General features: G+C 72.5%; 25 protein-coding genes and 1 riboswitch. Of the genes, 12 read left to right on the top strand and 13 right to left on the bottom strand.

Translation table 11 applies throughout. The features are described from left to right. Positions 1-116 precede the first annotated feature (116 nt). From BLV76_RS20960 to BLV76_RS20935, 6 genes are all read left to right on the top strand, one after another. Positions 117-416, top strand: a complete 300-nt coding sequence (locus tag BLV76_RS20960; RefSeq protein ID WP_090971814.1) for a hypothetical protein — start codon at positions 117-119, stop codon at positions 414-416. A gap of 10 nt (positions 417-426) precedes the next feature. Continuing rightward, a complete protein-coding gene (locus BLV76_RS20955; RefSeq protein ID WP_090971812.1) occupies positions 427-1,662 on the top strand; it encodes an NYN domain-containing protein in 1,236 nt (411 codons plus the stop codon). After that, entirely contained in the window at positions 1,659-3,029 is a 1,371-nt protein-coding gene (locus BLV76_RS20950; protein ID WP_090971811.1) for a hypothetical protein, read from the top strand. Before BLV76_RS20955 ends, BLV76_RS20950 begins: the two co-directional genes overlap by 4 nt. A 58-nt stretch (positions 3,030-3,087) precedes the next feature. Continuing rightward, positions 3,088-3,294: a hypothetical protein gene (locus tag BLV76_RS20945; protein WP_090971809.1), complete on the top strand. Its 207-nt coding sequence runs from the start codon at positions 3,088-3,090 to the stop codon at positions 3,292-3,294. Positions 3,295-3,450: 156 nt separating this feature from the next. Further along, positions 3,451-3,609, top strand: a riboswitch (cyclic di-AMP (ydaO/yuaA leader). A gap of 14 nt (positions 3,610-3,623) precedes the next feature. Then, complete coding sequence (locus BLV76_RS20940) at positions 3,624-4,613, top strand: C40 family peptidase (protein ID WP_090971807.1); 990 nt, start codon at positions 3,624-3,626, stop codon at positions 4,611-4,613. 127 nt (positions 4,614-4,740) lie between these two features. Continuing rightward, positions 4,741-5,862, top strand: coding sequence for a hypothetical protein (locus tag BLV76_RS20935; protein WP_139306655.1), 1,122 nt, complete (start codon positions 4,741-4,743; stop codon positions 5,860-5,862). Positions 5,863-5,938: 76 nt separating this feature from the next. Here the strand turns inward: BLV76_RS20935 and BLV76_RS20930 are convergent, their stop codons facing one another. From BLV76_RS20930 to BLV76_RS20880, 11 genes are all read right to left on the bottom strand, one after another. Then, positions 5,939-6,130, bottom strand: coding sequence for a Flp family type IVb pilin (locus BLV76_RS20930; RefSeq protein ID WP_217630415.1), 192 nt, complete (start codon positions 6,128-6,130; stop codon positions 5,939-5,941). A 61-nt stretch (positions 6,131-6,191) separates the two neighbouring features. Next, positions 6,192-6,371, bottom strand: a complete 180-nt coding sequence (locus tag BLV76_RS20925; RefSeq protein ID WP_090971803.1) for a Flp family type IVb pilin — start codon at positions 6,369-6,371, stop codon at positions 6,192-6,194. Positions 6,372-6,463: 92 nt separating this feature from the next. After that, positions 6,464-6,655 carry a Flp family type IVb pilin gene (locus BLV76_RS20920; protein ID WP_217630414.1) on the bottom strand — a complete coding sequence of 64 codons (192 nt, stop codon included), beginning with the start codon at positions 6,653-6,655 and terminating at the stop codon, positions 6,464-6,466. Positions 6,656-6,889: 234 nt separating this feature from the next. Then, a complete protein-coding gene (locus tag BLV76_RS20915; RefSeq protein WP_090971801.1) occupies positions 6,890-7,519 on the bottom strand; it encodes a response regulator transcription factor in 630 nt (209 codons plus the stop codon). Next, entirely contained in the window at positions 7,516-9,078 is a 1,563-nt protein-coding gene (locus tag BLV76_RS20910) for a sensor histidine kinase (protein WP_090971799.1), read from the bottom strand. Before BLV76_RS20910 ends, BLV76_RS20915 begins: the two co-directional genes overlap by 4 nt. A 4-nt stretch (positions 9,079-9,082) precedes the next feature. Further along, the gene (locus BLV76_RS20905) at positions 9,083-10,012 is read right to left on the bottom strand and encodes a type II secretion system F family protein (RefSeq protein WP_090971797.1); all 930 of its coding nucleotides are present in this window, start codon (positions 10,010-10,012) and stop codon (positions 9,083-9,085) included. 1 nt (position 10,013) lies between these two features. Then, the gene (locus tag BLV76_RS20900) at positions 10,014-11,915 is read right to left on the bottom strand and encodes a type II secretion system F family protein (protein WP_090971795.1); all 1,902 of its coding nucleotides are present in this window, start codon (positions 11,913-11,915) and stop codon (positions 10,014-10,016) included. Beyond that, entirely contained in the window at positions 11,912-13,351 is a 1,440-nt protein-coding gene (locus tag BLV76_RS20895; RefSeq protein WP_090971793.1) for a TadA family conjugal transfer-associated ATPase, read from the bottom strand. Before BLV76_RS20895 ends, BLV76_RS20900 begins: the two co-directional genes overlap by 4 nt. Before the next feature lies 1 nt (position 13,352). Next, entirely contained in the window at positions 13,353-14,591 is a 1,239-nt protein-coding gene (locus BLV76_RS20890) for a CpaE/TadZ family protein (RefSeq protein WP_139306654.1), read from the bottom strand. A gap of 5 nt (positions 14,592-14,596) precedes the next feature. After that, positions 14,597-15,343, bottom strand: a complete 747-nt coding sequence (cpaB, locus tag BLV76_RS20885) for a Flp pilus assembly protein CpaB (RefSeq protein WP_175539774.1) — start codon at positions 15,341-15,343, stop codon at positions 14,597-14,599. A 279-nt stretch (positions 15,344-15,622) separates the two neighbouring features. After that, positions 15,623-17,419, bottom strand: coding sequence for an AMP-dependent synthetase/ligase (locus BLV76_RS20880; RefSeq protein WP_090971789.1), 1,797 nt, complete (start codon positions 17,417-17,419; stop codon positions 15,623-15,625). A 113-nt stretch (positions 17,420-17,532) separates the two neighbouring features. Here BLV76_RS20880 and BLV76_RS20875 point away from each other — a divergent pair, with 113 nt between their 5' ends. The 5 genes from BLV76_RS20875 to BLV76_RS20855 are packed head-to-tail and all read left to right on the top strand — an operon-like array spanning position 17,533 to position 21,950. Further along, entirely contained in the window at positions 17,533-17,970 is a 438-nt protein-coding gene (locus BLV76_RS20875; protein WP_090971787.1) for an SRPBCC family protein, read from the top strand. 14 nt (positions 17,971-17,984) lie between these two features. Further along, entirely contained in the window at positions 17,985-19,178 is a 1,194-nt protein-coding gene (locus BLV76_RS20870) for an ArsA family ATPase (protein ID WP_090971785.1), read from the top strand. Beyond that, positions 19,175-19,597 carry a hypothetical protein gene (locus BLV76_RS20865; protein ID WP_090971783.1) on the top strand — a complete coding sequence of 141 codons (423 nt, stop codon included), beginning with the start codon at positions 19,175-19,177 and terminating at the stop codon, positions 19,595-19,597. Before BLV76_RS20870 ends, BLV76_RS20865 begins: the two co-directional genes overlap by 4 nt. After that, complete coding sequence (locus BLV76_RS20860; protein WP_090971781.1) at positions 19,594-20,577, top strand: ROK family protein; 984 nt, start codon at positions 19,594-19,596, stop codon at positions 20,575-20,577. Before BLV76_RS20865 ends, BLV76_RS20860 begins: the two co-directional genes overlap by 4 nt. Then, complete coding sequence (locus BLV76_RS20855; RefSeq protein WP_090971779.1) at positions 20,574-21,950, top strand: hypothetical protein; 1,377 nt, start codon at positions 20,574-20,576, stop codon at positions 21,948-21,950. The genes BLV76_RS20860 and BLV76_RS20855 overlap by 4 nt, the downstream gene beginning before the upstream one ends. Here BLV76_RS20855 and BLV76_RS20850 read toward each other — a convergent pair. Both BLV76_RS20850 and BLV76_RS20845 read right to left on the bottom strand, forming a co-directional pair. Beyond that, a complete protein-coding gene (locus BLV76_RS20850) occupies positions 21,935-23,173 on the bottom strand; it encodes an ornithine cyclodeaminase, nickel-pincer nucleotide-dependent (RefSeq protein WP_090971777.1) in 1,239 nt (412 codons plus the stop codon). The genes BLV76_RS20855 and BLV76_RS20850 overlap by 16 nt on opposite strands. Positions 23,174-23,290: 117 nt before the next feature. Continuing rightward, entirely contained in the window at positions 23,291-23,878 is a 588-nt protein-coding gene (locus BLV76_RS20845; protein WP_090971775.1) for a hypothetical protein, read from the bottom strand. Positions 23,879-23,969: 91 nt separating this feature from the next. Between BLV76_RS20845 and BLV76_RS20840 the strand changes: the two genes are divergently transcribed. After that, positions 23,970-24,782, top strand: coding sequence for an alpha/beta hydrolase (locus BLV76_RS20840; RefSeq protein WP_245734818.1), 813 nt, complete (start codon positions 23,970-23,972; stop codon positions 24,780-24,782). Positions 24,783-24,786: the final 4 nt, after the last annotated feature.

Here is a 24,786-nt window from a genome sequence, read left to right as displayed (position 1 = left end):
TAGACGTGGGTTCCGACATCGCCGCGGCGACGCGCGGACTACGCTTGCCGCGCCGATCACCGGTCGGCACACGACCACTCCACCCCCCCAGATCTCGCACCCCGAGGGAGCCTCCCGTGACCGACCAGCCCACCGACCTCCGTACGCCCGCCGAGGGTGAGAGGTGGCGCTGCGGGGGATGCGGCAACCTGACCCGGTTCGACGTCACCCGCAGCAGGCGCGCCACGGAGTACTGGCACTTCGACCTCTCCGGCGACCACCGGGTCGAGGAGGAGACCGTCCACGGCGAGTCCGTGGAGGCCGTGTCGTGCCGCTGGTGCGGCCGCTCCGACGCGATCGAGGTCGTCGACCGCGCCGCCGCCGACACGGGCACCGACCCCGCGGCCGACGCGGCAGCCGACTCGGCAGCCGGCTGACGGACCACCCGTGACCGAGCCGGACGGCCTTCCCGAGCGACTCCGCCTGCGGGTGGTCGCGCTCGTGTCGGCGGTGCTGCCGTCGGTCACCCCTGTCCCGCCGGCCCTGCGCAAGGTGGCGGCGTTCGCGCCCGCCCGGCGCGCCCGCCTCGGGGGTGGCGCGATCTGGGAGGCGCTGGCCGACGACGACTTCCGCCACCGCGCCGCCGTGCAGGTCTCGGCCCTGCCCGCGGGCGACGACCCGCTCGAGGGCGCAGCCCGGGCGTGGCTCGCGCGCGAGGACGGCTGGGAGGCCGCGGTCGCCGGGGTCGCGGAGGACCTCGACCGCGACGCGGCGCGCGACGACCAGCACCAGGCAGAGGTCGCCCGGCTGACGGCCCAGGTCGCGAGCCTGCAGGCCGACGTCGCGGCGCTCCGCTCCGGGCACCGCGAGGAGCTCGACCGGGCCCGCGCGGACCACAAGGTGCTGCGCCAGCGACTCGGCGAGGCACGTGGGGTCCTGCGCGCCGCGGAGGAGGCACGCGACGAGGCGTACGCCGTGCGCGACGAGGCGGTGGCCGCCGCGGAGGCGACGACCAGGGCGGCGGAGGCCGACGTGCGACGGCTCCGGGCCCAGCTCGACGAGGCGGAGTCCGGCCTGGCCGCGCAGCGCCGCGACACCCGCTCGGAGCGCGACGCGGCCACCATCCGGGCCCGGCTCCTGCTCGACGCGGTCGTCGAGTCCGCCACCGGGCTGCGCCGAGAGCTCGGCCTGGCCGCGGTCGACGGCAGCCCGGCCGATGCGGTGGAGGCCCAGCTCGCCGGCATCGAGGCCGCGCCGTCCACGAGCGCGCCTGCGAGCCCCGGGCTGCTCGACCAGGTGCTGGCGATGCCCCGGGCCCGGCTGGTCGTCGACGGCTACAACGTGACCAAGTCGGCCTGGCCCAGCGCCACCCTCGAGGCCCAGCGCAGCCGACTCGTCGCGGCGCTCGGGCCGCTCGTGGCCCGGTCGGGGGCGGAGACGACGGTGGTCTTCGACGCCGCCGAGTCCACCACCCGCACCGCCATGCCCGCGCCGCGCGGCGTGCGCGTCGTGTTCAGCCCCGCCGGGGTGATCGCCGACGACGTGATCCGCCAGCTGGTCGCCGCGGAGCCCCGCGGCCGCGTCGTCGTGGTCGTGACCGACGACCAGGCACTGGCCAGGGACCTGGTCCGCGACGGTGCCCGGGTGGTCCCGTCGGCCGCCCTCATCGGCCTCGTCGGATGAGGCTTCCCTCGCGCGTCGCCCTGCTCGAGTGGCGCTGGACCGGCCTCGCCCTCGTCGTGATGCTCGCGCTCCTCGGTCTCGCGGTCCGCGTGGGCGGCGACTGGGACTGGCTGGTCGCGATGGGGGACCACGTGCGGGCCACCGGCTCCGTCCCGGACTTCGTCCCCTTCGCCGCTGCCGACACCTCCGGCTGGCACAACCTCCCGGTGCTCTCGGAGGTCCTGGCCTCCCTGCTGCACGCAGTGGGACCACGCGTGCCGGTCATCGCCCACCTCGCAGCGGTGGCGGTCTCGCTGGTCCTGCTCGCGGCGACCGCCCGGTCGCGCGGCGCCTCGGACGTCGCCGCGGCCGGTGCCCTGGTCGTGGTGGTCGTCGCCGACCTCGCCTCGCTGGTCCTCCTCCGCGCGCAGACGTACTCGCTCGTCCCCTTCGCCCTCCTGCTCGCGCTCGTCGTGCGGCAGCACCGCTCGCCCGACCGCGGCATCTGGTGGGCCGTCCCCCTGGTGGCCGTCTGGGGCAACCTGCACGGGGGAGCGTTGCTCGGCACGTGCGTGCTCGGCGCGTACCTCGTGGCCGGCCGGCTGCGCGTGCGGCCCGTCGAGACCGTGCTGGTGGGCACGGCGAGCCTGCTCGCGCTGTGCGCCAACCCGCAGCTGTGGCGCACGCCGTCCTACTACCTGGCCGTCTTCGACAACGCCGCCGCCGAGCGGTCCGAGGGACTGTGGGCCCGCCCGACCCTCGCCGACCCGCTCGACGTGGTGATGCTGGCGGGCATCGCGGTGCTGCTGGTCGCCTTCCTGCGACGCCGCCGGCCCCTGTGGGAGTACGTCGCCGTGGCCGGGCTGTGCGCGTCGACCGCGAGCGCGAGCCGCCACGGGGTGTGGCTGGCCTTCCTGCTCATGGTGGTCGCGACCGCGCAGCCGGCACCCGGAACCGCTCCGGCGCCCGCGCGAGCTGCCGGGGTGGCGGGGGTGGTGGCCGGACTGGCCCTCGTCGTCGCGGTGCCGATCACGGTGGCCCGCGGCGACGACGTCCTCGGTGCGCGGCCGGGCACAGTGGCCGCCGTCGCCCGCGTCGCCGACTCCACGCCGGGCGGCGTGGTCCTCGCGCCCGCGCCGCTGTCGGAGTCGCTCGCCGTCGGCGGGGTGCGGCTGTGGGCCGGCAACCCGCTGGACGCCTTCTCCCAGGCCGACCAGACCAGCCTCCTCGACTTCTACTACGGCCGCGCGGGCGCGCAGGCGGCCGTCGAGGCGTCGGACGTCGTCGTGGTGATGGAGGGCTCGGCGCAGGAGTCGGTCGTCGCCGACGACACGGCGTTCACCGCGCGCGACTGCGGCGCTCCGTGGCTCTGCTACGTCCGCGGCTGAGGGGCCGCGCACCCCGGGTCCGGGGCCGTTGTCGGTGGGTCCTGTCACCGTTCGGGACATGACGACACGGATCGACTGCGACACCTGCGTGGTGCGCGGCCTGCACTGCCACGACTGCGTGGTGACGGTGCTCCTCGGACCGCCACCGGAGCTCATGATCGACGACGACGAGATGGCGGCGCTCGACGCGCTGGCCTCGGGAGGGCTGGTCCCGCCGCTGAGGCTGGTCGAGCCCGTCGCGGGCCCGGTGATCGAGTCGGCGTGACCGCGGACGGACGTCTTGCCGAGATCTTGCCGATAACAAAGTCCCACGAGTTGTCGCGAAGATTGGCGGGGCTTCGACGGGCCGTCTAGTCTGTGGGCTGGCTTCCGTGGAAGTGGGTCACCCGGCCCGCGCGGAGGTCGCGCCGAGTCGTGGCCCACAACCCCCGCACCACTGTGGTCCACGAGCCGGGGAACCACACTTCCCCCTGGGGTGAATCCCCTGCGAGGCGCATCGCGCGAGCGGTGCGTGGAGCAGGGGTAGGACACGTCGTGCCGAACCCGTCAGCTCACCTGGTAGGCGTACGACACCTGAGGGAGAACCCCCGCTCCGTGGCTCACACCCGCAAGCGAGCTGGTGCGACCGTGCTCGGTCTCACCGCCATCGCTGCCATCGCCTTCGTGCCCGCGACTCCTGCGCAGGCCGACCCCAGCATCAAGGACGTCAAGGTCCGCGTCGACACCCTCTACCACGAGGCCGAGGCCGCGCAGGAGCGGTTGCACGACGCGAAGCTCGACCTCGCCGACCTCCGCAGCGACCTGTCCGGCCTCGAGGCCGACCAGAGCCGTCAGGACGAGCGCCTCGACGCGGTCCGTGACCAGGTCTCCGACGCCGTCGTGCGCCAGCTCGAGGGCGAGGGCATCTCGACCGTCGGCCAGATCGTGGTCTCGGAGGACCCCGGGGCCTTCCTCGACTCGCTGTCGACGATGTCGTCCTTCAACGACCTCCAGTCCTCCCTCCTCACCAGCTACGACACCGAGCTCGACGCGCTCGAGATCCGTCGCGAGGCCACCGACGCCCGCGAGAAGGAGATCGCCGAGCTCACCGACGAGCTGAGCACCGAGAAGCAGACGGTCGACGACAAGCTCGCCGAGGCCAAGGACCTGCTCGCCGACCTCGAGGCCGAGGAGCGCGAGCGCGTCCTGGCCTCCCGCGGCAGCAACGTCCGCATGCCCAGCGACGTCCCGGCCTCCGGCCGCGCGGCGGCTGCGATCGCCTACGCCATGGCGCAGGTTGGCGACGCCTACGTCTACGGCGCTGCCGGCGAGAACGCCTTCGACTGCAGCGGCCTGACCATGCGCGCCTGGGCCCAGGCCGGCGTGTCCCTGCCGCACTCCTCGAGCGCCCAGTACGGCTCCGGCCCGCACGTGGCCGCGAGCGACCTGCAGCCGGGCGACCTGGTGTTCTACTACAGCCCGATCAGCCACGTCGGCATGTACATCGGCAACGGCATGATCGTCCACGCCGCCAACCCCGGCACCGGCGTCACCGTCTCGGGCCTCTACTCGATGCCCTACGTCGGCGCGGTCCGTCCTGGCTGATGACCAGCAGTCCTCGAAGGCCGGCCGTCCACTCCTGTGGGCGGCCGGCCTTTCGCTGTGCCTGGTCGTGGCGCTCGGCGTCGCCCTCTTGGGACGGGGAGGACGCCACGAGGCCGACACCGGCCCCGTGGACGCACCCCGGGCGAGTCCCGCGGCAGCCGCCACCGCGCTCGCGTCGTTCGTCACCGCCGTCGAGGAGCGCGACGGCGCCGCGCTGACCGCGCTGGCACCCCCGGACGACGCGTCGGCCACGGCCGACCTCGCCGGGATCGCGTCGAACGCCGAGGCGCTCGACCTCGAGGCCGTCACGGCCCGCTACGTCGACCAGGTCGGCACCGTGGCCGCAGACGGACGCTGGTCGGGGGTCGTGGAGCTCACCTGGCAGCTCGGCGGCCTCGACGAGGCACCGTCGTCGGCGGACGTGGTGGCGACCTTCGCGCCCGTGGGCGACGGGCTGGGCATCGCATCCTTCGGCACGGTTGCCGCAGCAGGCACCCGGATGCCGCTGTGGTTGCGGGGCCGCCTCTCGGTGGCCCGGGCGCCGGACGTGCTGGTCATGGTCGACGGCGGGGGAGCGGAGGCGCGGGCCGTCCTGTCCCGCACCCGGCGCGGGGTCGACGTCGTACGACGGGTCCTGCCCGAGTGGCGGGGACCGGTCGTGGTCGAGGTGCCGGCCGGCGGAGCCGACCTCGACGAGGCGCTCGGCGCGAGCCCGGGGACGTACGCCGCCATCGCCGGTGTCACCGCGACCGCCGGGCAGGGGACGGGCCCCGACGCGCCGGTCCACGTCTTCGTGAACCCCGATGTCACCGACGGCCTGCGGCGCGCGGGCGCGCAGGTGGTGATGAGCCACGAGCTCACCCACCTCGCGACCGACGCGGCCCGCACGCCGCTCGAGCCGTGGCTGCTCGAGGGCTTCGCCGACTACGTCGCGCTGCGCGACACCGGCCTGCCCGACCGGACGACGCTGGGGCGGGCGATCGCTGCCGTGCGCCGCGACGGGGTGCCGCGAGGCCTGCCGCGCTCCGCGGACTTCGACACGCGGGCGGCAGGGCTGCAGGCGAGCTACGAGGAGGCCTGGCTCGCGTGCCGGGTCGTGGCCGACCGGCTCGGGGAGCAGGGCCTCGTCAGCGTCTACGGCGAGGCTGCCGAGGGCCAGCCGCTGGAGCGGGTGCTCGCACGAGCCGGGCTGCCCACCGGCGAGCTGACCGCGCTGTGGCGGGACCGGCTCCGGGGCCTGGCGGGCTGAGGCGCCTGCTCCGGGGAGCGGCGGGCCCGGTGGGCGGAGCCCGGGCGACCCGCACCTGGTGCGGTCGCCCGGGGTCTCACACCTTGGTGGAGGCCGAGCTGAAGAGGCTCTTCAGGTTGCCACCGAGGAGGGTGACCGCGCCGATGATGACGATGGCGATGAGCGCGACCATCAGGCCGTACTCGACGGCGGTGGCGCCGCGCTCGTCGCGTCTGGCCCTCATGTCGTTGACCAGCATGATGGTCATGAGCTGAAGCTTCCCGAGCATGGGGTTCCCCTCGTTCGTGCTGGTCGTGGCACTCGTGTCGAGTGCGGCGGTGCCGAGCCGGTCAGGGCTTGAAGACGCCCGACGGGATCGAGTACAGGTTGACGATGGACTTGCCGAAGAACGAGACGCCCCCGACGATCACGATGGCGATCATCGCGACCATCAGGCCGTACTCGACGGCGGTCGCACCGCGCTCGTCGCGGTCCTCGCGGGGAGCGAGGAGCTTGTAGAGGAGCAGCATCAGTGGGTCCTTCCCCAGGAGATGTCCGTGAATGCGAAGAGCCGGCGTCGTGGAGACCACGACGCCGGCCCCTGGGATCGCGGCGGTCTGGATCAGACCTTGGTGGAGATCGAGCTGAAGAGCGAGCCGAGGTTGCCACCGAGGAGGGTGACGGCGCCGATGATGACGATGGCGATGAGGGCGACCATGAGGCCGTACTCGACGGCGGTGGCGCCGCGCTCGTCGCGCTTGGCCTTCATCTCGTTGACGAGCATGATGGTCATGAACTGGAGCTTCTCGATCATTGTGTTCCCCTTGTGTGTGTAAGTCGCGGTGCAGGTCCCGAGCCCACGAGGACCCGTCGAGGAATACTCTGCTCGTTCCGCGCTCCGGGCGGATCAGGTGTTCGGCTCTGAGTGGGTAGTCCGATGTGACTATCTTCCGACCACCCGCCCAGCGACCCGCATGATCCGCCTTCGCCGACCGGTCCGACGAGGGGGCCACAGGCGCCCCGAACGGGGTCGCGACAGGCCCTCCGATCAGCCGTCGAGCAGGCCCATCCGCATGGCCGTGACCAGCGCCTGCGCACGGTTCGCGGCGCCCAGCTTCTGGTAGATGTGCGTGATGTGCGTCTTGGCGGTCGACTCGCTGAGGTAGAGCCGGCCGGCGATGTCGCTGGTGCCCAGGCCCTCGGCGAGCAGCACGAGCACCTCCTCCTCGCGCGCCGACAGCCGTGGTGCCGCGGGTGCCGTGGCGCGGCGCATCATCGCGGCGCTGAGCCCCGCGCACAGGAAGGTGCGAGGTGCCACGGCGGCGTGCTTGGCGGCGCTCACGACCTCGGACGACTTGCTGTCCTTGCCCACGAACGCCGACGCGCCGGCCTCCATGGCGGCGAAGATCTGCTCGTCGCCGGCGTGCATGGTGAGCACGACCAGGCCGACGGAGTCGTTGCTCTCGCGGATGGCCCGCACGATCTCGAGGCCGTGCCCGTCGGGCAGCTGCAGGTCGGTGACGACCACTTCCGGCTTGAGGTCCTGGAAGACCCGCAGGCCCTCGTTGACGCTCCCGGCCTGGCCGACGACGTGCATGTCGTCGTCCCGCTCGAAGGCGCGGGCCAGACCCTGCCGGATCAGCTCGTGGTCGTCGACCAGCATGACGGTGGTGCTCATGGGTGAACGCTCCCCTCTCGGGCGCGGGTGGGGTGGTCGGAGTGCAGGTGGACGCGGGTGCCGCCGCCGGGCCGGTCGCCGACCTGGAGGGTGGCGCCGATCCCGGTCGCCCGCTCGGCCATGGTGGTCAGGCCCCAGTGGCGGTCCTTCGGTCCGGCGTGGCCGATCCCGTCGTCCTCGATCCGGAGGTCGATGGTGTGTCCGTCGGTGAGGAAACCGACCCACAGGTTCTTCGCCCGCGAGTGGCGCCGCACGTTGCTGATCGCCTCCTGGGCGACGCGCAGCAGCTCGGCCTCGGTCCGCCCCGACAGCGCGGGGCCGGACTCCTCGAACGTCAGGTGGACGCGCAGGTCGGTGCCGTTGCTCAGGTCGCGGACGTACTCGGCCAGCGCCCCGGAGAGCCGGTGGTCGCTCACCTGGTGCCGCAGGTCGTAGATCGAGTAGCGCAGCTCGCCGACCACGCGCGTGATCTCGTCGCGCAACGACGCCGCGAGCTCGCGGGCGCGCGGGTCGTCGGACACCGACTCGATCTCGTCGACGACGTAGCCGAGGGCCACGATCTCCTGGGCGACGCCGTCGTGCATCTCGCGCGCCAGCCGGTTGCGCTCCTCCGAGGTGGCCATCTGGCGCAGCTCGTCGAAGAGCACCGCGGTGTCCATCCGGAGCGCGAAGTCGTCGGTGACCGCGGCGGCGGTCTCGGCGATCTCGTCGTTCCAGCGCAGGACCCCGCCGAGGACGAGGTGGCCGAGGACCCCGCCGGTGCCCTGGATGGGCAGCACGCGGGTGTCGGGAGCGCGGCCGGCGGCGGGCAGGAGGATCTGCTCCTCCAGCGCCGCCACGTCGCCGTAGCCGGACAGCAGCACCGCGTCGTCGACGGTGGGGCCGGAGTAGACGGCCGAGGCGAGGGCGCCGGTCTTGCGACGGAGGTCGGCACCGAGGTCCTCGGCGACCTGGGCGGTGTCGAGGCCGACCTCGCGCCGGCGGGCGAGCCCGTGCAGCTGCGCCATGAGCTGGTGGGCAGCCTCGTACGGCGCGCGCCGCGCGTCCTGGTCACGCAGGGAGCGGGACTGCCAGCTGGTCAGCAGGCCGGCTCCGAGGCCGCTGAGCAGCCACGGCCCGGCCGCGGCCAGGGCCGGCCGCGGGTCGTCGCCGGCGGCACCGGCGACGGCGGCCAGCACGCCCAGCGCCCCGACGGCGGTCACGTTGATCGTGGTGACCACCCCGTGCCGTACGCCGGTCAGCACCGGCGGCGCGGCCAGGTAGGCGTACAGGCCGGGTGAGGCGTCGGCGCTGCCGAGCACGAGGGCGGCCAGCAGCATCTCGGCCGCGGCCGTCCACGACGTCCGGTGGGGCTCGGGGGTCCAGTCGAGGACGGCTCCCGCGCCGGCGATCACCGCGAGCGCCGCCAGGAGCGGCCACGTGACGCCGGCGTGCCCCTCGGAGAAGACGATGCCGACGGCGAGCGCGAGCGCGAACACGCGGATGGCGGTGGTGACCCGCCACGTGTAGAGCACGCCTCCCGACGGCCTCGCCCTGTCCCCCCGGTCGGTCAGCAGCATCGGTTCACTGGTTCGAGAACGTGTCGGCGATCTGGATGGCCGCCGGGCCCATGATGACGAGGAACAGGCACGGGAGGATGAAGAGGATCAGCGGGATCATCATCCGGACCGGCACCTGCTGGGCCTTCTCCTCGGCGCGCTGGCGACGCTTGGTGCGCATCTCGGAGCTCTGGATGCGCAGCACGCGGCCGATCGGGATGCCGAGGCTGTCGGCCTGCACCATGGCGAGGCAGAACGACTTGAGGTCGTCGAGCGAGGTGCGCTCGGCCATCGCACGCATCGCGTCGGTGCGACCGACGCCGATGTTCATCTCCTGGAGCAGGCGGGAGAACTCCGCGGCCAGGGGGCCGTCGGTGTTGCGCGCCACCCGGTCGACGGCGGCGTCGAAGCCGAGACCGGCCTCGACGGACACCGTGAGCAGGTCGAGCGCGTCCGGCAGCGCGTTGCGCATCAGCTTCTCGCGCTTCTGACCGGCGTTGTAGAGCAGGATGTTGGGCATCAGGTAGCCGAACGCCGCTGCGAGACCAGTGACGATCACGACCCGGACGAAGGGCCACTCGCTGCCGGCGAGGTAGAGGAAGGCGATGCCGCCGAAGCCTGCGAGGCCGAGCACCTTGAGGCCGATGAGGCGGTTGGCGTCCCAGCCGGGCGGGTTGCCGGCGACGTTGAGCCGGAACTCGAGCTTGTGGGCGGTGTCGGCGCGCACCAGCTTGCGGCCGGTGCCGACGAGCTGGTCACCGAGCGGACCGAGGACCCGCTCGGCGAAGGGCCGCTCGAGCTCGCTCTTGAGCATGTCGGGGGACGACTGGCCCATCGCCTGGATGGCCGCGACCGAGCGGGCCACGCCGCGTCGCTCCTTGCTGACCACGCCGAAGACGGACAGCACCGTGACGATCGCCAGGAAGATCAGCCCGGCTCCGATCCAGAGCACCATGTCAGACCTCCACCGTGGCGAGCTTGGCCATCGCGAACGACCCGAGTCCCAGGAGGAAGAGGGCCAGCGCGAGGATGATGTATCCGGGCACGGTCGTGTAGAGCAGGGCGACGTACTCCGGGTTCGCGAAGGTCATGTAGAAGAAGATCAGCGGCGGCAGTCCGGTCAGAATGTAACCCGAGAGCCGACCTTCCGCACTCAGCGCCTTCACCTGGCGGCGCAGGTACTCGCGCTCGCGCAGGGTGTCGGCGACGGTGTGGAGGATCTCGGCGAGGTTGCCGCCGACCTCGCGCTGGATGCGGACCGCCATGACGACCCACGAGAAGTCGTCGCTCTCCATCCGCTCGGCCACTCCGTCGAGGGCCTCGGTGATGTCGACGCCGAGGCGCTGCTCGACCAGGGCGCGGCGCAGCTCGCCGGCCATCGGCTCGTGGCCCTCCCGGACGACGGTGTCGACCGCCTGGGGGAGCGAGAGCCCGGCCTGGAGACCGCCGGCCATCAGGCCGAGGGTCTGGGCCAGCTGGCCGTTGAACTTGCTGAGCCGTCGACCGTGGCGGAACTTGAGATAGAACCACGGCACGATCGCGCCGAGGATCACGAAGAAGAAGCTGAGGGCGATGCCTCCCATGAGGATGCCGACCACACCGCTCGCGAAGACGACGCCCACGTGCACCAGTACCCACTCGGAGGCGGTCAGGGGCGACCCGGCGCCGGAGAGGCGCTGGGAGATCCGGGTCTCGAGGTCGGCGCTGACGAACTTGTTCGCGACCGACACCGCGGAGCCCTTGAGGTCCGCCGTGTTGGTCGCCTTGCGCTTCTTCTTGCCGTCCTGCGCGCCGCCGGCACCGTTGAAGTACGCCTCGAGCTGGCGCACGGACTGCGAGCGGTTGTCACCGGCACTGATGAACGCGGTGGCGAGGAGGCCGAAGAGGCCGATCGCCAGCGCTCCTGCGCCGATGAGCATGCCGGTGTTGCCGATGAGCGACTTGCCGCTCTTCACCACGTCGGGGACGTCGAAGCCCGGGCCGAGGGTGGCGAACGCGGTGTCGTGGTAGTCGGTGCCGTCGGCCTTGATGACGACGTCGAGGTTGGCGTCCGCGCCGCTGCCGGCCGGCGCCTCGAAGCTCACCAGGAGCTGCTGGGCGAGCGCGTCGGCACGCTCGTTGAAGACCGAGGTCAGCGCCGTGGGGTCGGCGGGGATGATCGAGCCGTTGGTCTCCGTGGCGACCGTGGACAGCTCGTCGCTCTTCGCGCCCTGGACGAGCGAGACCACGTCGACGACGACGTCGGCCTCCTGGGCGGCGATCGTGGCGACGTCGAGGGTCATGTCGCTGCCGGTGTCCGCGCCGTCCGAGAGGACGAGCAGGTTGCGGGCACCCGGCTGGTCGAGCAGCTTCACGCCCTCGACGATGGCGTCGTAGACGTTGGTGCCCTTGCCGAGCGTGACGTCGGCCAGGGCGTCGCGCACGGCGGCGTGGTCGATCGTGGGGGAGAGGGTGGTGGTGACCTCTCCGGCGAAGGCGACCAGGCCGATCGCGACGTCGTCGGGAGCGGAGTCGAGGAAGGCGGTGATGGCGGTGGTGGCCGCGGCGAACTTGCCCTGGCCCTTCATGCTGTTGCTCGCGTCGAGGACGATGACCGTCGACCGCTCGATGTCGCCGTCGTCGACGAGCTTCGCGGTCGCCTCGACCGTGCTGCCGTTGAGCTCGACGTAGACCTGCGAGGGGTCGACGACGGTGCCCTCGGGCAGCCCGTCGGTCGACACGAGCAGGTTGACCGAGCCGCCGTCGGTCTCGACGTGGTCGATGGTGATCTCGTCCGCTGCCCAGGCGGGTGCGGCCGACATCGCGAGCAGCACGGCACCCGCGGCGGCGCCGGCGAGGCGTCGGGCGAGTGCGTTCATCGGGTCGCGCCGACGGTGAAGACAGCCGGGTTGAGGTGCACGCCGTGGTCCGCGAGGCGCTCCAGGAACCGCGGCCGCAGGCCGGTCGAGACGAGGTCGCCCTTGAACTTGCCCTGCTCGTCGACGCCGGCGGCGTAGTCGAAGAGGAACACGTCCTGGGTGGTGATGATCTCGCCCTCCATGCCGACGATCTCGGTGATCGCGGTGATGCGGCGCGTGCCGTCCTTGAGGCGCGTCTGCTGGATGATCAGGTCGACCGCGCTGGCGACCTGCTCGCGGATGGCCCGCACCGGCAGGTCCATGCCGGCCATCAGGACCATCGTCTCGAGGCGGGAGAGCGCGTCACGCGGCGTGTTCGCGTGCAGGGTGGAGATCGAGCCGTCGTGACCGGTGTTCATCGCCTGCAGCATGTCGAGGGCCGCGGCGTCACGGATCTCACCGACGACGACGCGGTCGGGCCGCATGCGGAGGGAGTTCTTCACCAGGTCGCGGATGGTCACCGCGCCCTTGCCCTCGATGTTCGGCGGGCGCGACTCCAGGCGCAGCACGTGGTCCTGCACGAGCCGGAGCTCGGCGGCGTCCTCGATCGTCACGATGCGCTCGTCGGTCGGGATGAAGGACGACAGCACGTTGAGGGTGGTCGTCTTGCCGGCACCGGTACCACCGGAGACCAGGACGTTGAGGCGGCCGCGGACGCAGGCCTCGAGCAGGTCGGCCGAGGCACGGCTGAGCGTGCCGAAGGCGATCAGGTCCTCGACGGTGTAGGGGTCCTCGGAGAACTTGCGGATGGTGAGCTTGGACCCGTCGAGCGCCAGCGGCGGGATGATCGCGTTGACACGGCTGCCGTCGGGGAGGCGGGCGTCCACCATCGGGCTGGTCTCGTCGACACGACGGCCGATCTTGCTGACGATCTTGTCGATCGTGCGGCGCAGGTGCGCCTCGTCGGCGAAGGCGGCGTCGACCTTGACCAGCTTGCCGCTGCGCTCGACGTAGATGTCCTCGAAGGTGTTGACCATGACCTCGGAGAGGTCGGAGTCGCGGAGCAGCGGCTCGAGCGGCCCGTAGCCGAGGATGTCGTCGGCGATCTCCTGCGAAATGCGCGACTTGTCCGCCGACGACATCGGCATGTCCACCTCGGCCAGCGTCGTCTGCAGCGCCAGCCGCACCTGCTGCTCGAGGTCCGACTGCGTCATGTGGGCGTCGTACAGCGTCGGGCCGAGGGTGCTGACCAGGCGTGCGTGGACGACCCGCTTCAGGTCCTTGTAGGGGTCCGACGCCGTCCGGGCCGCGGCGCGGCGCTTGTTGGCCTCGGTCGGCTCCGTGGTCTTCGCGGGCGTGTTGCCGGGAGCGGGGGCGCTCGCGGTGTCGCTGGGCGCGCTCGAGGGCGCGTCGGAGCGGGTGCGGGAGGCGGCGGCGAGGCGGTCGGTGAGACTCATGTCAGCTCTTCCTCAAGCGGAGACGACTGGGCTTGCGCCCGGGCTTGGTGCCGGTCGGCGACACGGCGTGCGTCGCGGCCAGGCTGGTGGCGAAGGCCACGAGGGCCTTGCTGTTGGCGTTGCCGGGGTAGGCGTTGACGAGGGGCTCGCCGCGGTTGACGGCGGCCAGCACCTCGCGGCTCGAGACCAGGGTGGCGTCGGCCTTGAGCCCGAGGGTGGACTCGAACTCGGCCGGCGTCAGCCCGACCTTGGCGTCGGCGCGGTTGAGGACGAAGGTCCACAGGTCGCGGCTGAAGTTCAGGAGGTCGAGCGTGCTCGTGGCGAGCTTGACGCCCTTGAGCGCCGGGATGTCGAGGGTGCCGACCAGGATGATGCTGTCGGAGCGGTCGAGCGCCGCCAGCGCCTGGTCGTCGAAGACGCCCGAGGTGTCGACGACGACGAACTCGAACATGGCGCGGAGCCCGTCGAGCAGCTGGCCGATCTCCTCGCCGGAGGCCTGGTCGGGCGAGTCGAGGTGCACCGGCGCCGCCACGACCGAGAGTCGCTCGGAGTGCGGCGTGAGCAGGGACTCGATCGCACCCTCGTCGATGCCGCCGCGGAAGCCCACGAGGTCGTTGACGTTGCGGTTGGGGGTCAGCTGCAGCATCAGCGCGACGTCGCCGCTGTTGACGTCGAGGTCGACCAGGCACACGCGGTGGCCCTGGTCAGCCAGCGCCACGGCGGTGTTGACCGCGACGAGGCTCTTGCCGACCCCGCCCTTGGTGGAGAAGACGGTGAAGACCTTGCCCTGCGGCGCCTCGGCAGCGGCGCGCTCGGCCTCGGCCTGGGCGATCATGGTCGCCTTGGCCTGCTCGGCGGCCGCCTGGGCCTCGCCCATCATGGTCTGGCCGATGGCGCTCGCGACCGAGCGGGCGCGCTGGACGGCGGTGGTGATGCCGGCCAGGTCCTTGCTCTGCACGACCTCCCGCATCCCGCTGCGCAGGGCGAGCGAGAGCGCGCCGGCGTCGACGGTGTCGCGGAGCAGGATCACGCCGAGGTCCGGACGGTTGACCCGGGCCCACTGCGCGAACCCGGTCGCGTCCTCGGTCGTGATGCCGGGGCCGACGACGACGGCGAACTCGTCCGGTGCGTCCTGGATGTGCGAGTACAGGTCGTCCAGGGTGCCGACGGCGGTCGAGCCGTGGAGCATCGCCTGGAGGATCGAACGCTGGGCAGCGTCCGTCTCGAGGATGGAGGTCATGGCGCTCAGCCTGCCGCAGGAGCCGGGGCGCCGGGGACTGCCATCGTGACGTCGGTGCCCTTCTCGTCGACGACCCTGGTCTTGTCGCTGAGCAGCGCGAAGTTGAGGTCGCCGAACCGGTCGCCCCAGATCAGCTTCTCCGACTCCTTCTGGGTCAGGGCCAGGGTGAGGACCGTCTTCGGGATCTCCTCGGTCGTCGCCGAGCCCGACTCGTCGGTGATCGTCCGCGAGGTCGTGGTGGTGGTGCCGACGCCGATGACCGTGACGCGGGTCAGCAGGACCCGGGTGTACTGGGAGGGCGAGGAGACCGTCACGAAGATCGCGACCTCGGAGCCCGGGTTGACGAAGCCGGCGACGCGCTCGGTGTCGGTGAGCTCGACCGAGATGGCGAGCTTGTTGTCGGGGATCACCAGGCTCTCGGTGTCGCCCGCGGTGCCGAAGCTGTCGGCGATGAGCTGCTCGCCCGGGTAGATGTTGCCGGTCGCGACCAGGCCGGTGACGCTCGTGGAGGAGGACAGCGCTCCGGGGACCATGTCCTCGCGTCGCACCTGCTTCTTCTCGAACTTGCCGGCCGCCTCGGCGTCGGCCACCGGCTCGCCGGCGTTGACGATGTCCTTGGCCACCAGCACCTCGACGAGCTCCTGGCCCTGCGTGGCCCGGCTGTCGATGCCCTGGACGTACATGACGATCAGCAGGGTGCCGATCAGGGCCGTGACGATGGCCACGGCCAGGAGTACGGAACGACGTGCCATGAGGCATTCCTTCGGTGTCAGGTCCACGGGGGTGTGGATCGAAGAGCAACGTGCCGGGAAGGACATCCGATTCGCTGAAGGCGCCTGTGCCACCGTCGCAAGTCCACGAGCGGCCCCGACGTCCCCTCGTGCCACACGACGATAGGTGCGCCCCACCCCTGACGGAGGCTAAGCCTGACAAACCACCCGAAGGCAGCATCGGGATAGCCCGAAGTGACTAGTTCGCGCCTAGTCATCGCCTAGCCCGCGACGCTCGACCGCGTGCCGCGGCCGCTGTCCTCACCCCAGGTAGAGGGCCTCGATCTCGGTCCGTGCCTCACGCACCACGACGTTGCGCTTGAGCTTCATGCTCGGCGTGAGCTGCCCACCCTCCTCGGTCCACTCGTCCGGGAGGATCGTGAACTTGCGGATCGACTCGGCCTTCGACACGGCCTTGTTGGCCTCGTCCACCGCGGCCTGGACGGCCGCGACGAGGTCGGGGTCGTCGACCAGGTCGGCGACCCCGCCGGTCTTGCCGTGCTGCTCGGCCCAGCCGGGGAAGGTCTCGCGGTCGATCGTGACCAGGGCGCCGATGAACGGCTGCCCGTCGCCGACGACGAGGCACTGGTCGACCAGTGCGTGGGCGCGCAGCCGGTCCTCGAGCACGGCCGGGGCGACGTTCTTGCCGCCCGCCGTCACCAGGATCTCCTTCTTGCGCCCGGTGATCCGCACGAAGCCCTCGTCGTCGACCTCGCCGACGTCGCCGGTGTGGAACCAGCCGTCGGCGTCGAGCGCCTCGCGGGTGGCCTCCTCGTTGCCCCAGTAGCCGGCGAACACCTGCCCGCCCCGGAAGAGCAGCTCCCCGTCGTCGCCGACGCGGACGCCCGTCCCGGGCAGGGGGCGGCCGACGGTGCCGATCTTCGTGGCGTCGGGCAGGTTGGCGCTCAGCGCCGCCGTGGTCTCGGTGAGGCCGTAGCCCTCGAGCACCGTGAGGCCGATGCCGCGGTAGAAGTGGCCGAGGCGGTCGCCGAGGGGGGCGCCGCCGGAGACGGCGTACGTGCAGTGGCCGCCCAGCGCCTGCCGGAGCTTGCCGTAGACGAGCTTGTCGAAGACCGCGTGCTGGGCACGCAGGCGGACGGGCACCTTCTTCGCGTCGCGGGCGCGCGACCAGGCGATGGCGGTGTCGGCGGCACGGTCGAAGATCGCGCCACGGCCGTCGGCGGTCGCGCGCTGCGAGGCGGTGTTGAAGACCTTCTCGAACACGCGCGGCACCGCGAGGATGAAGGTCGGCTTGAACTCGCCGAGGTCGGCGACCAGGTTCTTGATGTCGGCGCTGTGGCCCATCTTCGCGCGGCTCTTCACGCAGCCGACCTGGATGATCCGGGCGAAGACGTGCGCCAGCGGCAGGAAGAGGAGCGTGGAGGCGTCGTCGGTCTCGAAGAGGTCGCCGAGCTCGTCGACGGCCACGCCGAGCTCGAACATGAAGTTGCCGTGGGTGAGCATGCAGCCCTTGGGCTTGCCGGTCGTGCCGCTGGTGTAGATCAGGGTGGCGAGGTCGAGCGGCGTCGCGGCCGTGCGCCGCTGCTCGAGCACCTCGTCGGAGATGTCGGAGCCGAGTCGCTGCAGGACGTCGACGGCGTTGTCGGTGATCGACCAGACGTGCTGGAGCTCGGTCAGGTCGCCGGACTCGCGGGCCTCGCGGACCCGGGCCAGGTGGTCGGGACCCTCGGCGACGATGGCGCGGGCGCCCGAGTCCTGGAGGATCCAGCCGACCTGCTCGGCGGAGGAGGTCTCGTAGATCGGCACGGTGACGGCGCCGGCGAACCAGATGGCGTAGTCGAACAGGGTCCACTCGTAGCGGGTCTTGGAGAGCAGCGCGACGCGGTCGCCGACCTCGACGCCGGCCGCGACGAGTCCCTTGGCGACGGCCCGCACCTCGTCGTGGAACTCGGTCGCGGTCACGTCGACCCAGCCGGCCCCGGTGTTGCGGCTGAAGACCGCGGTGTCCCCGGCGTCACGGGCGTTGGCGACGACGTCGTCGGTGAGGTTGCCGGTGGTGGGGATCGAGATGGAGAGCGGAGTCGTGAACTCGCGCACGGTGGGACCTCCCGGGTCGAACGGATCGCCTGCGAGCGCAGGCTATCGCCTGAGGGACGCCGACCGGTCTGCCGGGCGAGGGGGTCACCCCGGCGATGTCGTAGGCTCCGGCCATGGCCGACCAGACCTCCGCCTCGATCACGATCGATGCCCCGCCGGCCGACGTCATGGCCGTCATCGCCGACTTCGAGGCCTACCCCACCTGGGCCAAGGGGATGAAGCAGGTCGAGGTCACGGCCCCGGGCGCCGGTGGTCGTGCCGAGCAGGTCTACTTCGCGCTCGACGTCTCGCCGATCAAGGACGAGTACACCCTCGCGTACGACTGGGACGGCGACCGCGAGGTCACCTGGACGCTGGTCGAGGGCAACATGCTCAAGGCCCTCGACGGCGCCTACACCCTCGTCGACCGGGGTGACGGCAGCACCGAGGTGACCTACCGCCTCGCGCTCGACGTCAGCATCCCGCTCATCGGCATGCTCAAGCGCAAGGGCGAGAAGATCCTCATCGACACCGCGCTGAAGGGCCTCAAGAAGCGCGTCGAGCAGCTCTGACGCGCGGGTCCCGCATGCGGATCCTCCTCTTCACCGGCAAGGGTGGCGTCGGCAAGTCGACGCTCGCCGCGGCCACGGCGTGCGCGAGCGCGGAGGCGGGGCACCGCACCCTCGTCCTGTCGACCGACGCCGCCCACTCGCTGGCCGACGCGCTCGACGTGACCGCGACGGGCGAGCCGACCGAGGCGGCGCCGAACCTGTGGGTGCAGCACGTCGACGCCCAGGAGCGGTTCGAGCGGTCGTGGCGCGACGTCCAGGGCTACCTGCTCAGCGTCCTCGACGCCGCCGGCGTCGACCCCGTCGCGGCCGAGGAGCTCACCGTCGTCCCGGGGGCCGAGGAGGTGCTCGCGCTGCTCGAGGTGCGGGCACGGGCGCGGTCGGGGGACTGGGACGTGCTCGTGGTCGACTGCGCGCCCACCGCGGAGACCCTCCGCCTGCTGGCCCTCCCCGAGGCGCTCGGCTGGTACATGGACCGGGTGCTCCCGGTCGAGCGGCGGGTGGTGAAGGCGCTCAAGCCGGTGCTGAGCCGGGCCGCGGGCGTGCCGATGCCCGGCGACTCGGTGTTCGACGCGATCGAGCGGCTGCACGCCGAGCTCGACGACGTCCGCACGCTGCTGACCGGTCCCGGGGCCTCGGTCCGGCTCGTGCTGACGCCCGAGTCGGTGGTGCTCGCGGAGGCGCGGCGGGCGTACACGTTCCTCACGATGTTCGGCTACCCGGTCGACGCGGCCGTGGTGAACCGGGTGTTCCCGGAGGCAGGCGCCGACGACTGGCGCGCGACGTGGGTCGAGGCACAGCACCGGGTGCTCGTCGACGCGTCCGACTCCTTCGCCGGGCTCGACGTGCGCACGTCGGTCTATCGCGCCGTCGAGCCGGTCGGTCGCGAGGCGCTGCTCGCGCTCGCCCACGACGTCTACGGCGACGACGACCCCCTCGCCGGTGGCGCGACGCGGCCCGCGATGGACGTACGCCGTTCCGGCGGGGGCATGGTGCTCGCGCTCCCGCTGCCGCTGGTGACCCGCGACGACGTCTCCCTGGCCCGGAAGGGCGACGAGCTCGTCGTGTCCGTCGCGTCGTATCGTCGCCTCCTGACCCTGCCCTCCGGGCTGGCGCGGCACCGCGTGGCGGGCGCCCGCGTGCGCGACGGGGAGCTCCAGGTGCGGTTCACCGAGGCCGCCGACACCACCGCGACGGAGGAGGCCACGTGAGCGACGACGCCCGTGACCCCGGACCGGACCCGGAGGTCGGCTCGCTCGGCGAGGAGGCCGCCCGGCTGTTCGGGGTGTTGTCGGGGTGGGCCCGCGACCAGGCCGGTGAGGCCGGCGACGGACTGTCCGGGTTCGCCGCCCATGCCGGCGCGGCCGTGCGCGACCTCGACGAGCACCTCGCGACGGGCTCGGCCGAGTGCACCGTGTGCCCGGTCTGCCGCACGGTGCACGCGGTGCGACAGCTCAGCCCCGAGGTGAAGGCGCACCTGACGAGCGCGGTGACGTCGCTGGCCCAGGCGGTCGCGGCGCTCATGGCGACTCCGGACCCGCGCGGCGACAGGACGTCCGACGTCGAGCACATCGACCTCGACGACGGGGACGCCGGCGCCGCCGACGAGGAATGGCCCGAGGACCGATGACGGCAGGTGCGGGGGCCGACGCCGGCGTCGTGGTCGGCGTGGACATCGGCGGCACCAAGGTGCTCGCAGGAGTGGTCGACGCGGGAGGTCGCGTCACGTCCACCGCGCGTCGTACGACACCGGGGCGACGGGTCGTCGCGAGCCAGGTCGAGGACGCGCTCGTCGAGGCGATCCTCGAGTCCGCGGGCGGCCGTCACCTGGCCGGCGTGGGCGTCGCGGCCGCAGGCTTCGTCGACTCGGCGGGGGAGCGGGTGATGTTCGCGCCGCACCTGCCGTGGCAGGGCGAGCCGCTGCGCGACCTGCTCGAGGACCGGCTGGGCTGCCCCGTGCTGCTCGACAACGACGCCAACTGCGCCGCGCGCGCCGAGGCGCACCACGGCGCCGCGCGCGGAGCGGCATCGGCGCTGATGATCACCATGGGCACGGGGATCGGCGGCGCGGTCCTCCTCGACGGCCACGTCCTGCGCGGCGCGAACGGGATGGCCGGCGAGTTCGGGCACATGCAGGTGGTGCCGGGCGGCCGCTCGTGCGAGTGCGGCCGCAGCGGGTGCTGGGAGCAGTACTCCTCCGGCAACGCACTGGTGCGCGACGCCCGCGCCCTCATGGCCGACCAGCCCTCGGTGCTGACGGACATGAGCGACGGACACCCGGACCGGGTGACCGGACCGATGGTGACCACCGCCGCCGAGGCCGGCGACCTCGTCGCCCGTGCGGCGTTCGCGTCGGTGGGCGACTGGCTCGGCGTCGGCACGGCCAACCTCGTCGCGGCCCTCGACCCGGAGGTCGTCGTGATCGGCGGCGTCTCGGCGGCCGGCGACCGGCTCCTCGACCCGGCGCGGACCTCGCTGCAGCGGACCCTGGTCGGGGTCGGCCACCGGGCGGTGCCCCGCCTCGTCGCCGCCGAGCTCGGCCCGGAGGCCGGCATGGTCGGTGCGGCGCTGCTCGTGGGTGGCGACGGGACTCGAACGGCTGCGCCGTGACGCTTCCCCGGCCGTCGTCGGGCGACGCACGAGCGCTCACCGCCGTCCTGGGTGTCCTCTGCCTGTCGGCGACGCCCGCCTCGCCCCAGTGGGTCGTCCCGGTCGCGCTCGCCGCCGCCACCGCGTGCTGCCTGGTCGTCGTGCTCCGGGCGCAGGCCCCGACGACCGCGACGGGGGGCACGCCCGGGGCCGTGCCCCTCCGCGACCGGCTCGTCATCGTCCTCGTGGTCCTGTCGGCCACCTCCTGCGGGATCCAGGTCGGGTCACGGCTCCTCGACGGCGTGGCGCCCCTCGGCGTCGCTGCCGGCTACGGCGCGCTCGCCTGGTGGGCCGTCCGGGCGAAGTCCGTCGGCCCGCTGGCGCTGCTCGCGGTCGTGCACGCGACCGCGCTGGTCGTGGGCGTGCACGCACTCGACGTACGCATCGACGTGGCGGAGTTCGTCAACGGCGGGATCCGCGCGCTGCTCGACGGCGCGAGCCCCTACGGGATCACGATCCCCGACGTCTACTCGCCCGAGGAGTCGCTCGCCTACTTCGGCCCGGGCGTGGTCGTCGACGGCCGGGTCCTCTACGGCTACCCCTACCTGCCGACGCCGCTCCTGCTCGACGTGCCCGGCTACCTGCTGGGCGACGTGAGGTACGTCCACGTGGCCGCCCTCGTCGGGTGCGCGGTCGTGGCGCGCGCCGTGGCGTCGGACGCGCTCGGCCGGGCGCTGGCGGTCGCGGTCCTGACCGCACCCACCTCCATGGTCGTCGTGCTCGCGCACGCGGTCGAGCCCGTGATGGCGCTCCTGCTCTGCCTCGGCGCCGTCGGCCTGCTCCGGGGCTCACGGGCCGTCGGTGTGCTGCTGGGCCTCTACCTCGCCTCGAAGCAGTACCTCGTCGTGGTGCTGCCTGCCCTGTGGGTGGTCCGCAGGGCGGTCGGTTGGCGCCGGGTCGTGGAGGCGTGCGCGGTGGCAGCCGTCGTGATCGGCGCCTTCCTCCTGTGGGATCCGCGCGGCTTCGTGCGGTCGGCGCTGCTCCTCCAGCTCCGCCAGCCCTTCCGTGACGACGCCGTCTCCCTGCTGCCGCTGGTGGCGGGCGTGGCCGGCCCGCTCCCGGGATGGCTGCTCGCCACCGTTCCCCTGGCCGTCGGTGGCGCCGTGTCGGTGCTGCTCGTACGACGACTGCGTCCGGGTGCCACGACGTTCCTGCTCGCCTGCTCGCTCCCGCTGACCTGCACCGTGCTGGTGTCGAAGCAGTCGTTCGCCAACTACTTCGTGCTGCTGGGCACGGGGCTCCTGCTCGCGGCCGTGACCTGGGCCGTCGACGACCCGGTCGCCGACGAACCGGACCGGCTCGGCGCCCGGGACGTTCCTCAGCCGCGTCGGTAGTCCGGCACCAGCTCGAGGGCGAGCTGCTCCAGGAAGAGGCCCACGTCGGTCACGATCCCGCGGCCGTGGCTGGTGCCGCGGTCGGCCAGCTTGGTCACGGTGGCCGGGTTGAGGTCGACGCACACCAGGGGCACGGTCGCGGGAAGGATGTTGCTCGTCGCGACCGAGTGCAGCTGGGTCGCCAGCATCAGGCAGTAGCCCACGTCGTGGATCTCGGCCCGCATCGCGCGCTGTCCCTCGATCACGTCGGTGTGGACGTCGGGCAGCGGCCCGTCGTCGCGCACGGAGCCGACGAGGACGTAGCGCCTCTCGTGGGTCACGAGCGCGTGCATGATGCCGCTGGTGAGCGTGCCGTCGGCGACGGCGGCACCGATCGAGCCGGACCGGCGGACCGTGTTGAGCGCCCGCACGTGGTGCTCGTGGCCGTGCTCGACTCCCTGGGCGGTGTTCATGTCGATGCCGAGGGCCGTGCCGTAGAGCGCCGACTCGATGTCGTGGGTCGCGAGGGCGTTGCCGGCGAAGAGGACGTCGACGAACCCGGCCTCGATCAAGGCCACCATCGCCGGCACCGCGCCGGTGTGGACGATCCCCGGACCGCCGACCCACAGGACCCGCCGGCCTCCCGCGCGGGCCTGCCGCATCGAGTCGGCGACCTGGCGCACGAGCACGGTCTGGGGCCGCTCGGTCGCCGAGTCACCGGACGTCGGGAAGGCCTCGGCGCGCTGGTCGGGTGCTGGCACGGTCACCCGGACACCCGAGGCGCCGACCACGACCTGCATCCCGGTGCGCACGTCCGACATGGGGACGGTGCGCACGCGCGGCTGGTCGGTGTCGGAGCCCGCGACCATCAGGCCGCAGTCCATCTCGGGGTTCTCGACGTCGAACCAGCGCCCCTCGAGGCGGACCCTGGTCTCGAGGTTGGTGGTCGAGTAGAAGCCGTCGGGGAGCACGCCGTCGCGGGGGGCAGCGACGAGGACCGCGTCACCGGTCGTGAGCTGGTTGACGCCGCGGGTCTGGAGCCGCATCAGCAGGCGCTGGAGGCACTCGTCGTCCTCGGCCTCGATCGAGATCCGCGCGCTGCTGGGGTCGTGGGTCTCGTGACCGACGTCGAACTTCTCGATCACGTAGTCGCCGCCGTAGTCGCGGATGTCGTCCAGGATGCGCGACAGGATCCCGCTGTCCATCAGGTGCCCCGTGACCTCGACCGTCTCCTTCGCACCCACGCGCCGACCCTATCCAAGCCCTGCATCCAAGCCCTGCATCCAAGCCCTGCGCGACCCACTGCGCGGGTGCCGGCGGAGTCGCCGGGCGCGTCCCACGCCCGGTGAGCTCGCTCGTCCTCAGACGCGGGAGCCGTCGTCCCAGGGGTCACGCGGTGAGCGGGGCATCTCGAGGACGAGGTAGAGGAAGCCACCGACGAACCAGAGGACCAGGAGCCACCCGACCAGCGGGTTGACGTAGATCGAGAACAGCGCGATCACGAGTGCCAGCACGGGCGCGAGGAAGATGCCGGACCAGGCCAGGCCGCGCTGCCAGGTCTGCGGGACCGGGAACGGCGGGGCCGGCGGGGGCTTGAACCGCTCCGACTCCGCGACCGCGCGCTGGCGGACCTCGACCTCGTCGTCGTCGAGCAGCCGGTCGGGCAGCTCGCCGGTCAGGTCGGCGGGGAGGTCGGCCGGGCGGTCGGTGGGGTCTGCCGAGCGGTCGGCCGTGCGATCGGTCGGGCGGTCGGTCGGGAGGTCGCTCGCACGCTCGTCACCGACCTCGGGTCCGGACGTGGTCAGGCTCTCCGCAGCCGGGTCCGGACCGGTGTCCACGGCGGGTCGCGTCGGGGTGCGCTCGTCGGGCAGCACGGCGCGCTCGCCGTAGTTCTCGACGATCTCGCGCCACGCCAGCTCGGTGCTGCTCTCGTCCTCCGGGCGGCTCACGCCACCACGGTAGCCCTCGGGTGGTGCACGTGTCCGGACCCGCGTCCCGACCAGCGGTCAGGGAGGGCTGGGGTGGTGCACACTGTCGCCTGTGAAGATCCCCTTCCTCGGTGCCCCCGCGGCGCCCCTCGACCCGGCCCTCGTCGCGCCGATGTCCACGGCGGCGCGGCCCGAGCTGACCGGCGGGAGGCGCGTCGGCGTGCTCGTGCAGCACGGCTTCACCGGCAACCCGGTCTCGATGCGGCCGTGGGCCGAGGACCTCGCGGCACGCGGGTACGCCGTCGAGATGCCGCTGCTGCCCGGCCACGGCACGCGGTGGCAGGACATGAACCGGACGTCGTGGGCCGACTGGGTCGCCACCGTCGACCGGGCCGTCGAGACGCTCGTCGCGGAGAACGACGTCGTGGTGGCGGTAGGCCTGTCGATGGGCGGGGCGCTGTGCCTGCGGATGGCGGCCGACCGGGGCGACGACCTGGCCGGCCTGGTCCTGGTCAACCCCGCCGTCGACACGTTGCGCAAGGACGTGAAGCTGTTGCCGGCGCTCCAGCACGTCGTCCCGGCGATGCCCGGGATCGCGAACGACATCAAGAAGCCGGGCGCCGACGAGCACGGCTACCCGATGACCCCGCTGAAGGCTGCCGCGTCGATGTTCGCGGGCTACGCCGAGCTGCGGAAGGACCTGCCGCGGATCACCATCCCGGTGCTCTACTTCCGCTCGGCCGAGGACCACGTCGTCGACATCTCCAGCTCGCGTGCGCTCAACGCAGGGCTGTCGTCGAAGGACTTCGAGGAGCGGGTGCTCGAGGACAGCTTCCACGTCGCCACCCTCGACAACGACGCCCCGCGCATCTTCGCCGAGGCGGCGGAGTTCATCGAGCGGGTCACCGGCCAGCAGCAGGGCTAGGCTC

It is taken from the genome of Nocardioides exalbidus (assembly GCF_900105585.1).
In the GTDB taxonomy this organism is placed as follows: Bacteria; Actinomycetota; Actinomycetes; order Propionibacteriales; family Nocardioidaceae; genus Nocardioides; species Nocardioides exalbidus.
The sequence above is the reverse complement of the archived record's forward strand: the minus strand, read 5'-3'. Positions and strand labels throughout refer to the sequence as shown.